The organism is Sphingomonas naphthae, from assembly GCF_028607085.1.
GTDB classification, from domain to species: Bacteria; Pseudomonadota; Alphaproteobacteria; order Sphingomonadales; family Sphingomonadaceae; genus Sphingomonas_Q; species Sphingomonas_Q naphthae.
On sequence record NZ_CP117411.1, the window covers coordinates 1,428,652 to 1,444,028 of the forward strand.

Genomic DNA, 15,377 nt, shown 5'->3' on the forward strand with positions numbered 1-15,377 from the left:
CCGCTTGCGGGAGGGGTTAGGGGTGGGGCGCGACCCAGTGAAGGCGTACTCGGCTGGGGTGTTGCAGGCCGACCCCCGGCCCCTCCCGCAAGCCGGAGGGGAAGGAAGGCCTTACCGCCCCAGCAGCACCCGCGCCTGACCGGCCAGCTGCGCCAGCATCGCCGTCGTGATCGTCGGCTGGGTGCGGATGCGTTCGGCCAGCGCGCGGAACTGGGCCACGCGCGGTTCCTGATCCACCAGCCACGCATCGACCGCCGCCTCCGCGTCACCGCCGCCATGGCGGGCGAGGAAGTCGAGCCGGAGCTGCTCGAAATCGCGGACGAGGCCGGCCGCCAGCAGCCGCTCCCACGGATCGGTCGAGGTGTCGCGCAGCGCGGCGGCCTTGGCCCAGTCGAGGCCGAGCGCCTCGCCCAGCTTCACATAGGCGTTGGTCGCCTTGATCTCGTCGATGCCGAGCTGGGCCGAGAGCGAGGCCGTGCCGACCGCGCCATCCATCTCGACGATATGCACGACCCGATCGGCCAGATCGGCCGGCGCGCCGGCATCGGCGAGGCGCTGGCGCAGGCGATCGGACTGGGTGCGCGCCTCCTGACGCAGCAGCGTCTGGAGTTGGGCTTCCAAGCGGCGGATGCCGGGGCCGAAGCTCTCGACCCACTGGCCGGGCGTCGCCGCGCCGGGGGCGACGCGCAGGATATCCGAGACGTGCAGCCGGGCCGATCCGGCGACGGCTTCCAGCAGGAAGAGGCGCGCCTCCTCCGCCATCGGCGCCGCCTCGATATCGGCGAACAGGCCGGCCAGCCCGAACAGGGCATCGGCCGCCGCATAGGCCGCCGTGACCGACGCCATCGACGCGCCTTCCTCCTCGGCCAGCTCGAACGGCGCGGCGAGGCCGAGGCGGTTGACGACCCGATTGGAGAGCTTGGTCGCGACGATCTCGCCCGCGAGGCGGTGCGCGTCGATCGCGTCGGCGAAGCGGGCCTGCATCGCCGGCGGGAAGGCGGCGTGGAGCGTGTCGCGCAGCAGCGGATCATGGGCGAGCGGGCTCGCCTCGATCGCCGCCTGCAACGCCAGCTTGCCGTGCGACATGATGATCGCGAGTTCGGGGCGGGTGAGGCCGCGATGCTCCTGCGCGCGGCGGATGAGGGCATCGTTGGCCTCCAGCCCGTCCACCGCGCGATCGATCCGGCCGGCGGCCTCGAGGATCTCGATCACGCGCACCTGCGCCGGCAGCCGCTCGGCCCCGCGCCGTTCGGAGAGCGACAAAGCGAGCGTCTGGAGGCGATTGTCCTCCAGCACCAGTTTCGCCACGTCGTCGGTCATCTCGGCGAGGAAGGTGTTGCGGTCGGCCTCGGCCAACCGGCCCTCGATCATCTCGCGGTTGAGCGCGATCTTGATGTTGACCTCGTTGTCCGAGCAATCGACGCCGGCCGAATTGTCGATGAAGTCGGTGTTGATCCGCCCGCCCTTCAGCGAGAAAGCGATGCGCGCCGCCTGGGTGACGCCCAGATTGGCGCCCTCGCCGATGGCGACCGCGCGGATATCCTCGGCATCGACCCGGTTGGAATCGTTGGCGGGATCGCCGACGTCGGCGTTGGATTGGGCGCGCGCCTTCACATAGGTGCCGATGCCGCCGAACCAGATCAGGTCGGCGGGCGACTTCAGGATCGCCTGGATCAGCGAGGCGGGGTCGAGCGTCTCGTCGCTCACGCCCAGCACGGCGCGGACCTCCGGCGAGAGCGGGATCTGCTTCTGCGAACGCGGGAACACGCCGCCGCCGGCCGAGATCAGCGACGCATCATAATCCGCCCACGACGAGCGCGGCAGCGCGAACATGCGGTTGCGCTCTTCCCAGCTCTTCGCCGGATCGGGATCGGGATCGAGGAAGAAGTGGCGATGATCGAACGCCGCGACGATCTTGAGCGTCTTGGACAGCAGCATGCCGTTGCCGAACACGTCGCCCGACATGTCGCCGCAGCCGACGACCCGGATGCTCTCGCTCTGCACATCCACGCCACGCTCGGCGAAATGGCGCTGGACCGAGACCCACGCGCCCTTGGCGGTGATGCCCATCGCCTTGTGATCGTAGCCGACCGAACCGCCGCTGGCGAAGGCGTCGCCCAGCCAGAAGCCCTTTTCCAGCGCGATGGCGTTGGCCACGTCGGAGAAGGTGGCGGTGCCCTTGTCGGCGGCGACGACGAAGTACGGATCGTCCCCGTCGCGGATCACGACGCCTTCAGGGTGCGTCACCGCGCCCTCGACGAGATTGTCGGTCACCGACAGAAGCGTGCGGATGAAGATGCGGTAGCTCTCCGTCCCCTCGGCCATCCAGGCGTCGCGGTCGGCGGGGGAGGGAAGCTGCTTGGGGTAGAAGCCGCCCTTGGCGCCGGTCGGCACGATGACGGCGTTCTTCACCACCTGCGCCTTCATCAGCCCCAGGATTTCGGTGCGGAAATCGTCGCGCCGGTCGGACCAGCGCAGGCCGCCGCGCGCGACCGGGCCGCCGCGCAGGTGGATGCCCTCGACGCGGGGCGAATAGACCCAGATTTCGCGCCACGGCACCGGGCGGGGCAGGCCGGGCACCTTGGCGCTCTCCAGCTTGAAGGCGAGCGCCTCCTCGGCGGCTGGCGTGAAGGCGTTGGTGCGCAGGATCGCTTCGATCAGGCCGAGCAGGCGGCGCAGCACGCGATCGTCGTCGATCGAGGCGACGGCGGCGAGGCCGGCCTCCACCTTGGCGACGGCGGCGCCATCGTCATGCGTCACCGCCGGATCGTGGCGCGCGTCGAACAGCGCTATCAGCGATTTGGCGAGATCGGGCGAGCGGCGCAGCGCATCGGCCACCGTCGTCAGACCATAAGGCAGGCCCGTCTGGCGGAGATAGCGGAACCAGGCGCGGAACAGCACCACGCCGCGCGCATCGAGCCCGGCGGCGGCCATCAGGGCGTTGAAGCCGTCATTCTCGGCGCGGCCCGCCAGCACGCCGGCGATCGCCGCCTCCAGCGCTTCGGCGCGGGCGAGCAGCGCCGAAGCGGTCTCGGCATCCTCCAGCTGGAGGAGGAATTCGTGGATATAGGCGGGGTCTTCGGCGCCCAATTTGGTCGGCAGTTCCTCCAGCACGCGGAAGCCGAAATTCTCGAACACCGGCACCGCTTCGGACAAAGGCACGAGGCCGCCGATGCGATAGACGTTGACCCGCAGGCGATCGGCATCGTCGCCGGGCGCGCGATAGAGGCGGACGGCGCGGCCGCGATCGTCCTCCAGCCCGCCGAGGCGCAACGTGTCGATCGCAGCTTCGCGCGCGCCGGCGCGGCTGCGGTAGGCGGCGGGGAAGCGTTCGGCCCAGGCGAGGGCGAGGCGGGTGGCGCGCTGGCCGGGCTCGATCGCCGCCAGTTCCTCCTCCACCGCCGGCGCCCAGCCGCGCAGCATCGCCTCGATCTCGGCATCCAGCGCGGCCTCGTCGGGGGCGGGGGCGCCCTCGGCGGGGTCGAGCGTGAAGCGGAGGAGAGCGAGGTCGCCCTCGTCGCGGTCGATCGACCAGCCGGTGAGTTCGGCCCCCGTCGCCTCGGCCAGCAACGCGCCGATCGCCTGCCGCCGGTCGGTCGAGACCGCCTCACGCGGCAGCCACACGAAAGCGAAGAGGTGGAGGCCCAGCACATCGGGCACCAGCATCAGGCGCGGGCGCGGGCGATCGGCGAGCGACATGGCGGTCAGCGCCAGCCGCTCCAGATCGGCCGGGGCGACGCCGGTCAGCAATTCGTGCGGCAGCGCCGACAGCGCATGGCGCAGCGCCTTGCCGGCATGGCCCTGCGGATCGAAACCATATTTCTCCTCCAGCGCGGCGAGGCGCGCGCGCAGGCGCGGCAGCTTGGTGGAGGGGGCACGCAGCGCGGCGCTGGTCCAGAGACCCGCATGGATCGAAAGCCCCGTGATCCGCCCGCCCTCGCGCACCGGCACGACCACCAGATCGAGCGCGGCGCGGCGATGGACGCTCGCCTCCCGGACGGACTTCAACAAGACAGGTGCCTCGCCGCCGCGCTCTAACCAGGCGATGGCGGCGGCGCGGGCGTGATCGGGCCACAGCGCGCTGTCGTCGGTGCGCAGCACGCCCTGCCCGGCGGTGGCGGTGCCGTCGGCCTGTTCGATGGCATGGCCGAGGAAGGTGAAATGGCCCTCGCCGAGCCAGCGCAGGAGGGCGGCGCCCTCTCCATCACCCAGGGTTTCGGCATCGCGCTTCATCGCCTCGCGCAGCGCCGGCCAGTCGGCGACGGCGGCGCGGACGTCGGCCAGCACCTCGTTCAATTCGGTCTCGATCGCGCGGCGGACGCGGGCGTCGGCGCGGTCGAGTTCCATATAGATCATGGATTCGCGGCGTTCGCCGGCGGCGTCGGCGGGCAGGATCGCGGTCAGCTTGCCCTCGCCATCGCGGCGCACCGGGAGGACGGGGTGGAGCAGGCGGTGCACGTCGATCCCGCGCGACGCGAGCGCGCCCGATACGGAATCGACCAGGAAGGGCATGTCGTCGTTGACGATCGCCAGCCGCATCCGGCGGCGCGCGCTTTCACCGGAGAGCGATTCCAGCCGGACGGCGGGTTCGTTGGGGCGGCGGATGGCGGCGGCTTCGGCGACGAAGGTGGCGGCGTCGGTCGCGGCATCGCCGTCGAACCCGTCGAGTTCACCGGGCAGCGCGCCCTCGGTCAGCGCCCCGGCGATCTGCGGAACGATGTTGGCCAGGGTGTCGGTTGCGGTCGCGCGGTCTTGGGCCTCGGTGGCCATGGTCGTATCTCCTGCCGGCGTGCCGCTTCTCACGCGCGGCTCACGCCCCTGACCACGCCTATGCGCCCCCGAAATGACGGGCACAAGTCGCGACCGGAAGTTTGCAGGATATGGCCGAAAAATCGCGCTTTCCGCCTCATCAGCGGTCGCGGCGGGGCGATTTAGCGCAACAATGCGTCGGTCGCGCGGCGCAGCGTCTGCGCGTCGGGCGGCAAGGCGGCGACCAGCGTGATCGTGCCGTCGGGCTGGCGGCGGCCGACGAGCATGACGAATTCGCTCTCGAACGGCAGCGGATCGATATCGACCACGGCGACGCCCTGATGCTCGCGCAGGCGCTTGCGGCAATCCTCGTCGGTCGCCTGCGGGAAGGGGCTGGCCGCCTTCTTGCGCGGCTCCATCGGGCCGGAGCGGGCGGCCTCGACCGCGTCGGTGATGTCGGCGGGCACGTCGCCCGGCGCCAGCAGCTTCCAGTTCACGATGCCGTAGAGATGGTCGATCGTGCGCCCGTCGGACGAGAAGGGCAGCATCACGCCGCGATAGAGCGTGGCCTCGCCGAACTCGCCGACATATTCGGCCTCGACGGCTACGGGGCTGCGATGGTTGGCCATGTCGTGATGGCGCGCGACGAGGCGCTGGAGCAGGGTGCCTTCGGGCAGGTCGTTCTGGTCGATCTCGGCATCGGCCTCGATCCCCGCCTGATCGCGGAGAGCACGGCCGACGAAGAGAAGCTCGGGATCGCCGCCCTCCTCATTGTAGCGCAGCTTCACAGCGCGCGGGGCGAACTCGGCCAGGGTCGGCGAATCCATGTCGCGCACGGAGGGCAGGGGGCGGCCGTGGCGCAGCGACTGCCAGCGATTGTAGGCGCGCACATGGATGCGCCGCTCGACCTGCATGATCGTGGGCGGCGCGTCGAAGACGGCCTCCTCATATCCCTCGCGGTCGGAAATCCGGTTCTGCTCCATGCGGCGCCACGCTCCCATCGCCCGGTTCCCTCCCGGCCGTGAGAGGGGGCTTAAGCCGACATGGTTGACGAAGCGTGAAGATCGGCGGGGGTTCTCGCGGCATCGCAAGGCCCGCCTCGCCCCGCCTTGTTGCATCGCGCCATATCGGCTATGGGCGCGCCAACTTCACAGCTCACAGCACCGGGATATTTCATGAGCCTCCGCAACGTGGCCATCATCGCGCACGTCGATCATGGCAAGACGACCCTCGTCGATCAGCTTTTCCGTCAATCCGGCACCTTCCGCGACAACCAGCGGATCGAGGAGCGGGCGATGGATTCGAACGACCTGGAAAAGGAGCGGGGCATCACCATCCTCGCCAAGCCGACCTCGGTCGACTGGACCCCGCCCGGCACCGACGAGAGCATCCGCATCAACATCGTCGACACCCCCGGCCACGCCGATTTCGGCGGTGAGGTGGAGCGCATCCTCTCGATGGTGGACGGCGTCGTCCTGCTGGTCGATTCGTCCGAAGGCGCGATGCCGCAGACCAAGTTCGTGACCGGCAAGGCGCTGGCGCTGGGCCTGAAGCCGATCGTCGTCGTCAACAAGGTCGATCGCGCCGACGCCCGCATCCAGGAAGTGCTGGACGAGGTGTTCGACCTGTTCGTGTCGCTCGACGCCAACGACGAGCAGCTCGACTTCCCGGTGCTGTATGCCTCGGGCCGCAACGGCTATGCCTCGACCGACATGGACGCGCGCGAAGGCACGCTGATCCCAATGTTCGAGACGATCGTCAGCCACGTTCCGGCCCCCAAGGTCGAGGTGGAGGACGTGCCCTTCACCTTCCTGGTGACCTTGCTCGATCGCGACAATTTCCTCGGCCGGATCCTCACCGGCCGCGTCAATTCGGGTACGGTGAAGACCAACCAGGCGATCCACGCGCTGGATAACGACGGCAAGATCATCGAGACCGGCCGCGCCTCCAAGATCCTGTCGTTCCGCGGCCTCGATCGCGTGCCGGTCGACGAAGCCAAGGCGGGCGACATCATCAGCCTGGCCGGCCTGACGGTGGCGACGGTTGCCAACACCATCGCCGACACGTCGGTGACCGAACCGCTCCACGCCCAGCCGATCGATCCGCCGACGCTGTCGATGCGCTTCGCGGTGAACGATTCGCCGATGGCGGGTCGCGAGGGCACCAAGGTGACGTCGCGCATGATCCGCGACCGCCTGTTCCGCGAAGCCGAATCCAACGTCGCCGTGAAGGTGACCGAGAGCGCCGACAAGGACAGCTATGAAGTGGCCGGTCGCGGCGAGCTTCAGCTGGGCGTGCTGATCGAGACGATGCGCCGCGAGGGCTTCGAGCTCGGCATCAGCCGTCCGCGCGTGCTGTTCGGCGAGGAGGACGGCAAGAAGACAGAGCCGTACGAGACCGTCGTGATCGACGTGGACGAGGAGTTCTCGGGCACGGTCGTCGACAAGATGAACCAGCGCAAGGCCGAGATGACCGACATGCGCCCGTCGGGTGGCGGCAAGACCCGCATCACCTTCTCGGCGCCGTCGCGCGGCCTGATCGGTTATCATGGCGAATTCCTGTCCGACACGCGCGGCACGGGCATCATGAACCGGCTGTTCGAGAAGTATGGCCCCCACAAGGGCAATATCGAGGGCCGCAAGAATGGCGTGCTGATCTCGAACGGCAATGGCGAGGCGCAGGCCTATGCGCTCGGGCCGCTCGAGGAGCGTGGCATCCTGATGGTCGGCCCCGGCGAGGCGCTCTACGAGGGCATGATCATCGGCGAGAATGCCAAGACGGACGACCTCGAGGTCAATCCGATGAAGGCCAAGCAGCTGACGAACTTCCGCGCCTCGGGCGGCAAGGACGATGCCATCCGCCTGACCCCGCCGCGTCGCCTGACCTTGGAACAGGCGATCGCTTACATCGACGACGACGAGCTGGTGGAGGTGACCCCCAAGTCGATCCGCCTGCGCAAGCGCCACCTCGACCCGAACGAGCGCAAGCGCGCCAGCCGGGCCTCGAAGGCGGCGTAAGGCCGGTTTGAAGACCTGAGAACCAGGCGAGGAATTCCCTCGCCTGGTTCGGTCGGGCATTTACAAATTGGCGATCAGGCGCCCAGCGCCTTCTGTCGCCGCCGCTGCACCGACGATCCCAGCCCGATCGCCTCGCGATATTTCGCCACCGTGCGGCGGGCGATGCCGAAGCCTTCGGCGTTGAGCAGGTCGACCAATTTGTCGTCGGAGAGGATGTCCTTCGGGCTCTCGGCGGCGATCAGCCTGGCGATGCGGTCCTTCACGGCGTTGGCCGATGCGGCCTCGCCGCCGTCGGCGGACTGGATCGCGCTCGTGAAGAAATATTTGAGTTCGTAGAGGCCCCGGTCGCACGACAGATATTTGTTGGACGTGACGCGGCTTACGGTCGATTCGTGCATGCCGATCGCATCGGCGACCATCTTCAGCGTCATCGGCTTCAGATGCGCCACGCCGCGCGCGAAGAAGGCTTCCTGCTGCGTGACGATCTCGCTGGCGACCTTCAATATGGTGCGCGCGCGTTGGTCGAGCGCCTTGACCAGCCAGTTGGCGCTGGCGAGGCAATCGGCCAGCCACGCCTTGCTCTCGCGATTTTGAGGGCCGCCCTGCAACTCGCTGTAATAGCTGCGATTGACGAGCAGGCGGGGGAGGGTGGCGCCGTTCAGTTCGACCGCCCAGCCGGGGCCGCGCCGCATGACGTGGATGTCGGGCGACACCGCCTCGATCCGGGTCGATCCGAAGCGCAGGCCGGGTTTGGGATCGTAGGCGCGCAGCTCGCGGATCATGTCGGCGAAATCCTCCTCGTCCACGCCGCACATCCGGCGGAGCTGGGGCAAGGCGCCGCGCGCGAGCAGGTCGAGATTGGCGATCAGGGTCGCCATGGCGGGGTCGTAGCGGTCGGCCTCGCGCGCCTGGAGGGCGATGCACTCGGCCAGGCCGCGCGCGCCGACGCCGGTCGGGTCGAGCCCGTGGATCACACCCAGCACCCGCTCGACATGATGGAGCGCCACGTCGAGCCGCTGCGCCACCTCGGGCAACGGCACCGTGAGGTAACCCGCCTCGTCGATCTGGTCGATCAGGTGGAGCGCGATGGCGAGATCGACGCCCGACAGCTGCTCGCCCGCCTGCGCCGCCAGATGCTCGGCCAGACTGGGCGGCGCGGCGCCGAGCAGGTCGAGGTCGGGCATCTCCTCGCCGCCCGGGCCGGCGATGCCCTCGGTCGAGGGGCCGGGGCTGTCGGCGACGCTGTCGTGATGAAAGGTCTCGGCGGCATAATCCGCGTCGAGCGGCGCGTCGGCGATGGCGTCGCCGGCCTCGATCAGCCGGTCGGCTGTGACGGGTTCGTCGGGCGGGCCGTCGTCCATCGTCGAAGGGTCGGGCGCTTCGGCGGCGGCCTCGCGCTCGTCGGCGACGCCGCCGGTTTCGAGCAGGGGGTTCTTGTCGATCTCCTCGGCGATGAACCCCTCGATCTCCAGATTGGAGAGCGCGAGCAGGCGGATCGCCTGCTGCAACTGCGGGGTCATCACCAGCGATTGCGACTGGCGGATGTCGAGGCGGGGGGCGAGGCTCATCCTCGCAGGCCGCTACGCGGCGGCGGCACCGGCCCGCACCCCCACCCGACCGCCCGACGGAAGTATCATGTGGGCGGTCGGGTGGGGGTGCGGGCCGGTGCGGCTCATCAAACTACAGCGCGAAGCTCTCGCCGAGATAGAGGCGGCGCACGTCCGGGTTGCGGACCAGATCGGCCGGCGCGCCCTGAAACAGCACCCGGCCGTCGTAGATGATGCAGGCGCGATCGACGATATCGAGCGTCTCGCGGACATTGTGATCGGTGATGAGCACGCCGATGTCGCGCCGTTTCAGATCCTTCACCAGATCGCGGATGTCCGCGATCGAGATCGGGTCGATGCCGGCGAAGGGCTCGTCGAGCAGCATGATCGAGGGATTGGCCGCCAGCGCGCGCGCGATCTCGCAGCGCCGCCGCTCGCCGCCCGACAGCGCCATGGCGGAGCTGTCGCGCAACTTCTCCAGGTGGAATTCGGCCAACAGCTCGTCCAGCCGCCGCTCGCGCGCGGCGCGATCGGGCATGGCGATTTCCAGCACGGTGCGGATGTTCTGCGCCACCGTCAGCCCGCGGAAGATCGAGGTTTCCTGCGGCAGATAGCCGAGACCCAGGATCGCGCGGCGGTACATCGGCAGGCCGGTGATATCGTCGCCGTCGAGCAGGATGCGGCCCGCGTCCGGCTTGGCCAGACCCATCACCGAATAGAAACAGGTCGTCTTGCCAGCGCCGTTCGGCCCGAGCAGCCCGACCACCTCGCCGCGCGCCACGGAGAGCGACACGTCGGTCAGCACCTGACGGCGATCATAGGCCTTGGCGATCGAGACGATCTCCAGACCGCTCGATTCCGGCAGCCGTTCCAATGTGTCGATATCCGCCATGCTACCTCGCTGTGCGCGATCCCCGTACCGCACCGGCGGCGTGAAGAGCAAGATTCATGCCGCCCGGCTCGGCCCGTTTCGGATCAACCTGTGGCTTTGTGCGGTCAGTTGGTCCGCTGGGGCACGCTGAAGCGGCCCGTCACGCGGCCGCCGGCCACGCCGCCGGGTCCGGTGGTCGTGGCGTTGCCGGGCACCCGGCTGCCGTCCACGCTGGCGCGGCCGGTCGTCAGGTCGATCGTCAGGCGGGATCCGTTGACGTTGTTGGTGCCGCGCGTCACCCGCACGTTGCCGATCAGGGTCACGAGCCGGCGGTTGACGTCGTAGATGCCGAAATTGCCCTTGGCGGTCTCGGTGGGCGAGGTGACGGTCACGCCGCCCGAGGCGTCGATGCGCTGCACCTGCGGGTCGGCCCCGGCGGCGCGGGCGTAGGCGACGGTCATGCGCGGGGCGTCCATCGTCATGTCGCCCTGCTTCACCTTCACGTTGCCGGTGAAGATCGCGCGGTCGGCACGGTCCTGCAATTCGATCCGGTCGGCGGCGACATCCACGGGCGCGTTGGCATTATGCCCCTTCAGCGACGATACCGTGGCCGACTGGCCGATCGCGATGGCGGCCGGCAGGGTGGCGAGCATCAGGAACAGGGGAAGGCGCGCGGTCATTTCGCGGCCTTGGACTGGCCTTGGACGATATGCAAGCGGGCGCGGCCCTCCAGCACCACCACATGGCTGTTGAGATCGCCGGTCATGCGATCGGCGGTGAAGCGGCCGGTGGGGGATAGGCCGGAGACCGGCGTACGGCTGGCGAACTGGCGCGTCTTGAGATCGATATCGACATTGCGCGTATCGAGCCGGTAGCCGGTCGAATCGGACAGGCGCACCGGGCCGTCGATGGCGATCTTCTCGCTGTTCATGTCGTAGCGGCCCTGCGGCGCCACGGCGAGCGCCTCGCCATTGGGCTGGGCGAGGCGGGCGCGCAGGGTCTGCATCTTGACAACCGGATCGGCCGAGGTTTGCTGCACGGCCGAAGCGGCGGTCAGGTTGAACGGCTGGCCCTTGGCATCCTGCCCGCGATAGACCGCGCGGCTGAGGCGCATCCGCTCGTGCGCGATCTCAACCCGGTCCTTCGACAGCACGAAGCTGATGTCACGCTGGCTGGTGAGCGGCACCGCCGCCAGGAACAGCCCCAGCACCACTACCGCGAGCGGCAGCGCGACCCGCACCACGCGGATCAGCCTGTCGTGCGATCCGCCGGGCACGGCCCAGCCCTGCCGACGATCGCGGATGGTATCGGCGCGCGTGGCCATCAGGCGTGGGCGAAGATGTCGATTTCGGGCCAGCCGGCGAGATCCAGCTCGGCGCGGTGCGGCAGGAAATCGAAGCAGGCCTGCGCCAGTTCCATCCGGCCCTCGCGGATCAGCCGCTCGTCCAGCTTTACCTTCATCGCATGCAGGAAGCGCACGTCGGAGGCGGCATAATCCTTCTGCGCCTCCGAAAGCTCGGGCGCGCCCCAGTCGGACGATTGCTGCTGCTTGGACACATCCTGCCCGAGCAGTTCGCGCGCCAGCTCCTTCAGGCCGTGGCGATCGGTGTAGGTGCGGATCAGGCGCGAGGCGATCTTGGTGCAATAGACCGGGCCGGCCACCACGCCCATGTAATGGCGGATCGCCGCCAGATCGAAGCGGGCGAAATGGTAGAGCTTCAGCCGCGCCGGATCGGCCAGCACCGCGCGCAGGTTCGGCGCGGCATAGTCGCTGCCCGGCCCGAAGCGGACGAGATGCTCGTCGCCGCCCCCGTCCGAGATCTGGAGCAGGCACAGCCGGTCGCGCGGGGTGATGAGGCCCATCGTCTCGGTATCGACGGCGACGGGGCCGGGGGCGAGGACGCCCTCGGGCAGATCCTCTTCATGCAGGTAAACGCTCATCCGGCCCGCATAGGCCTGTGCGGCGTTCCGCTCAATGCGCGTTCTTCACGCGGGCTCAATGCGCCTTCTTCGCCTGCGCCCTGGCCTTTCGGCTGCGCTGCCACAGGTTGAGCATCTCGACCCCGCCCGAAAAGGCCATGGCGGTGTAGATATAGCCCTTGGGGATGTGCGCGCCGAAGCCCTCGGCGATCAGCACCATGCCGATCATCAGCAGGAAGCCGAGCGCCAGCATCACCACGCTGGGGTTGCGATTGATGAAGTTGGAGAGCGGATCGGCCGCCAGCAGCATCGCGCCCACCGCCACGATCACCGCCGCCACCATCACCGGCAGATCGTCGGTCATGCCCACCGCCGTCAGGATCGAATCGATCGAAAAGACCAGGTCGAGCGCGATGATCTGGGCGATGGCCGATCCGAAGCCGATGCCGACGGCGCGCGCGGTCGTCTCGCTCTCGTGCCCGCCATCGTCGTTCACGCTGTGCGAAATCTCGCGCGTCGCCTTCCACACCAGGAACAGCCCGCCCGCGAACAGGATGATGTCGCGCCAGGTGAAGCTCGTCTCGAACGAGGGCACGCGATGGTCGCCGGGCGGGCCGGTCAGCCCCAGATCGAACACCGGCTTCGTCAGCCCCATCACCCACGATATCGTGAACAGCAGCAGCAGGCGCATGACGAGCGCGAGGCCGATGCCGATGCGCCGGGCCTTCTGGCGCGTTTCGGGCGGCAGCTTGTTCGACAGGATCGCCACGAAGACGAGATTGTCGATGCCCAGCACCACCTCCATCACGATCAGCGTGAGGAGGGCCGCCCAGGCGGCGGGGTCCGAAAGCAGCTGTCCGATCTGGTCCATGAACAGGCTGATAAGGCGTGCCGGACAGGCGCGGCAAGTCTAACGAAAGAGTAACCAACCGGTTATTTCGTGACATTTTGCGACTCAAGCTGCGGCAAGGCGCGCTGTCCAGCCGATGAACCACCTGAACGGAAGCGAAACCGCTCGCAGTTCCCCTGTTTTTCCTTTAAACGGCCACATTGGCGCGTAACGGATCGCGCTGGGAGATTCGCGCCAGACGTCCGGCGCGGGCTTCTCGTTGGATCGGGCGTATTCGGGAAGAATTCTTAGGCATGAGTTTCGACAGAGGGCGACGCGGTCAGCGCGGCCGTGACAAGGGCTTCGGCGACGAAGGCGGTTTTGGCGGCGGTTTCGACGGCGGCTTCGGCGGTGGCGGTGATCGCTTCGGCGGCGGCGGCTTCGGCGGTGGCGGCGATCGCTTCGGCGGCGGCGGCGGCGGTGGTTACCGCGGCGGTGGCGGCGGTTTCGGCGGCGGCGGTGATCGCTTCGGCGGTGGCGGCGGCGGCGGTTTCCGTGGCGGCGGCGGCGGTGGTTTCGGCGGCGGCGGTGGCGGCTTCGGCGGCGGTCGTGGCGGCGGCGGCATGCCCCCCCAGGTGATCGGCGAAGGCAAGGGCGTCGTGAAGTTCTTCAACGGGCAGAAGGGCTTCGGCTTCATCGTCCGTGATGACGGCGGCGAGGACGTTTTCGTTCACATCTCGGCGGTCGAGCAGGCCGGCCTCACCGGTCTGGCTGATGGCCAGCCGCTGGGCTTCACGCTCGTCGATCGCGGCGGCCGCATCTCCGCGACCGATCTGAAGATCGATGGCGAGCCGATGGCGGTCGAAGATCGCGGTCCCCCGCGTGACGCCGCTGGCGCCCCCGGCGCGGCCCGTGGTGGCCCGCAGCGCCAGCTCACCGGCGAGAAGGCTTCCGGCACCGTGAAGTTCTTCAACCCGATGAAGGGCTTCGGCTTCATCCAGCGCGACGACGGCCAGCCCGACGCGTTCGTCCACATCTCCGCTGTGGAACGCGCCGGCATGACCAGCCTGAACGAGGGCGACCGCCTCGAGTTCGAACTCGAAGTCGATCGTCGCGGCAAGTACGCCGCGGTGAACCTCAGCGGCATCTGATCGCACACCCTAACGGGTAGAATGGCCCGGTCGCAGCGATGCGGCCGGGCTTTTTCGTGGCGGATGATGCGGATGTTATGGTTCTTTTCGCAAATGCGAGGTGGAGTTAGTGTGGGATCGATGGCGGGTCGCTCAATTGCCCCGAAATGCCTGTCATCCAGACCTACTTCAGTGGTTACCGTGAATGTACACGTTGGCCAATACACCTGCTGTAGCGGGGCTGTCAGAGAAAATTTATGCAGATGAAGAAGACCGCTGATCTAGAAAAGCATCTTTAAAATAGAAAAGCTGGCCTATTTCAAGAATCAGGCATAAGTTGTAGGTGTTTTGACTGTTGAGAGCTGTATATGTCGATCGGCGTCTCACGTCACGGATGAGTTGCAGCTATGGCCCAAGATTTACACGACGCGGCGAACAAGATTATATTTGATCGCAATGAGATGGCAACCATCGAACTTATCCTTGGAATGGGCCATGGGTACGTCCTCGATTTCAGCGATCGGACATTTAACGAGTTCGTTCGCAGGCATTGGAATCTTGACGCGACTGCCCCAACCTACATTGAGCTGGGCACATCGAAGGCCAATCGCCTTAGGGGTTTGCTTAGGGCGTTCAATGACCAAGCCCGCGCGGATGTTCTTCAGAAGTTCTTGGATTATCGAAATCATCCTACACGGGCGGACGATTTCGAAAGCGTTAACCCTGACGTCGAGAAGTCCTATGTGGACATCATTCAGCGGCTGATCGGGAATGAAGATGTAACTGATTCTGCAGGATGGACGGGGCGACCATCGCTTCAGGCACGAGTTGCCGCGATCAAAGTTATCGCTCCAATAGCTTTGGGTGAGCTTAAAAATTTAATTGATAGTGTCGAAGCAAGGCGCTTCAACGATCCTGAGACAGCAGATGCTCTCAGGCATCTAAAGGAACTGCATGGCGCTATAGGTCAGTTGATCGAGGCGATAGAGGATGGGCGGCCAATAGCCACAATAGTGTCTTCGATCGAACTGCACCGTAGTCAATTGTTGGATTCTGCTGAACGTGGCGCGAAGATTTTTGTAGTTGCTCCCGCGCTTGCGTTGGGAGTCGCGCACCTACTCTGCTGGATCAGTGGGACCACTATCGATTCGGGCATGATGAGCACGGTTTATGCTTCACTTGTCGGAGCTGACGCGCTTAGCGGTGTTGGACGAGAAATGAAGAGACGCGCTAAATAATGCCAACCGAGCGATCGTTTCTCTCAAATTAGACTGATACTGATTTCGGCGGCGTCATCCCAGCGATAAACTCCGG

General features: G+C 67.3%; 11 protein-coding genes. 3 read left to right on the top strand and 8 right to left on the bottom strand.

Annotated elements, in window-relative coordinates; translation table 11 throughout:
* Positions 1-111: 111 nt before the first annotated feature.
* Both PQ455_RS06685 and PQ455_RS06690 read right to left on the bottom strand, forming a co-directional pair.
* Positions 112-4,770 (bottom strand): NAD-glutamate dehydrogenase, encoded by a 4,659-nt coding sequence (locus PQ455_RS06685; RefSeq protein ID WP_273690324.1) that lies wholly within the window; start codon positions 4,768-4,770, stop codon positions 112-114.
* A 161-nt stretch (positions 4,771-4,931) separates the two neighbouring features.
* The gene (locus tag PQ455_RS06690; RefSeq protein WP_273690325.1) at positions 4,932-5,750 is read right to left on the bottom strand and encodes a PAS domain-containing protein; all 819 of its coding nucleotides are present in this window, start codon (positions 5,748-5,750) and stop codon (positions 4,932-4,934) included.
* Positions 5,751-5,924: 174 nt separating this feature from the next.
* Here PQ455_RS06690 and typA point away from each other — a divergent pair, with 174 nt between their 5' ends.
* The gene (typA, locus tag PQ455_RS06695) at positions 5,925-7,766 is read left to right on the top strand and encodes a translational GTPase TypA (protein ID WP_273690326.1); all 1,842 of its coding nucleotides are present in this window, start codon (positions 5,925-5,927) and stop codon (positions 7,764-7,766) included.
* A gap of 74 nt (positions 7,767-7,840) precedes the next feature.
* Here typA and rpoN read toward each other — a convergent pair whose 3' ends face one another.
* From rpoN to PQ455_RS06725, 6 genes are all read right to left on the bottom strand, one after another.
* Positions 7,841-9,334, bottom strand: a complete 1,494-nt coding sequence (gene rpoN / locus PQ455_RS06700) for an RNA polymerase factor sigma-54 (protein ID WP_273690327.1) — start codon at positions 9,332-9,334, stop codon at positions 7,841-7,843.
* 112 nt (positions 9,335-9,446) lie between these two features.
* Entirely contained in the window at positions 9,447-10,205 is a 759-nt protein-coding gene (gene lptB / locus PQ455_RS06705) for an LPS export ABC transporter ATP-binding protein (protein ID WP_273690328.1), read from the bottom strand.
* Positions 10,206-10,309: 104 nt separating this feature from the next.
* The gene (locus tag PQ455_RS06710; protein ID WP_273690329.1) at positions 10,310-10,864 is read right to left on the bottom strand and encodes an LptA/OstA family protein; all 555 of its coding nucleotides are present in this window, start codon (positions 10,862-10,864) and stop codon (positions 10,310-10,312) included.
* Positions 10,861-11,508, bottom strand: a complete 648-nt coding sequence (gene lptC, locus PQ455_RS06715; RefSeq protein ID WP_273690330.1) for an LPS export ABC transporter periplasmic protein LptC — start codon at positions 11,506-11,508, stop codon at positions 10,861-10,863. Before lptC ends, PQ455_RS06710 begins: the two co-directional genes overlap by 4 nt.
* Entirely contained in the window at positions 11,508-12,125 is a 618-nt protein-coding gene (locus PQ455_RS06720) for a ribonuclease D (RefSeq protein WP_273690332.1), read from the bottom strand. Before PQ455_RS06720 ends, lptC begins: the two co-directional genes overlap by 1 nt.
* A 55-nt stretch (positions 12,126-12,180) precedes the next feature.
* On the bottom strand, positions 12,181-12,975 hold the full coding sequence (locus tag PQ455_RS06725; RefSeq protein ID WP_273690334.1) for a TerC family protein: 795 nt from the start codon (positions 12,973-12,975) through the stop codon (positions 12,181-12,183).
* 272 nt (positions 12,976-13,247) lie between these two features.
* Here PQ455_RS06725 and PQ455_RS06730 point away from each other — a divergent pair, with 272 nt between their 5' ends.
* Both PQ455_RS06730 and PQ455_RS06735 read left to right on the top strand, forming a co-directional pair.
* A complete protein-coding gene (locus tag PQ455_RS06730) occupies positions 13,248-14,084 on the top strand; it encodes a cold-shock protein (protein WP_273691286.1) in 837 nt (278 codons plus the stop codon).
* Positions 14,085-14,470: 386 nt separating this feature from the next.
* Positions 14,471-15,301: a hypothetical protein gene (locus tag PQ455_RS06735; protein ID WP_273690335.1), complete on the top strand. Its 831-nt coding sequence runs from the start codon at positions 14,471-14,473 to the stop codon at positions 15,299-15,301.
* Positions 15,302-15,377 lie beyond the last annotated feature (76 nt).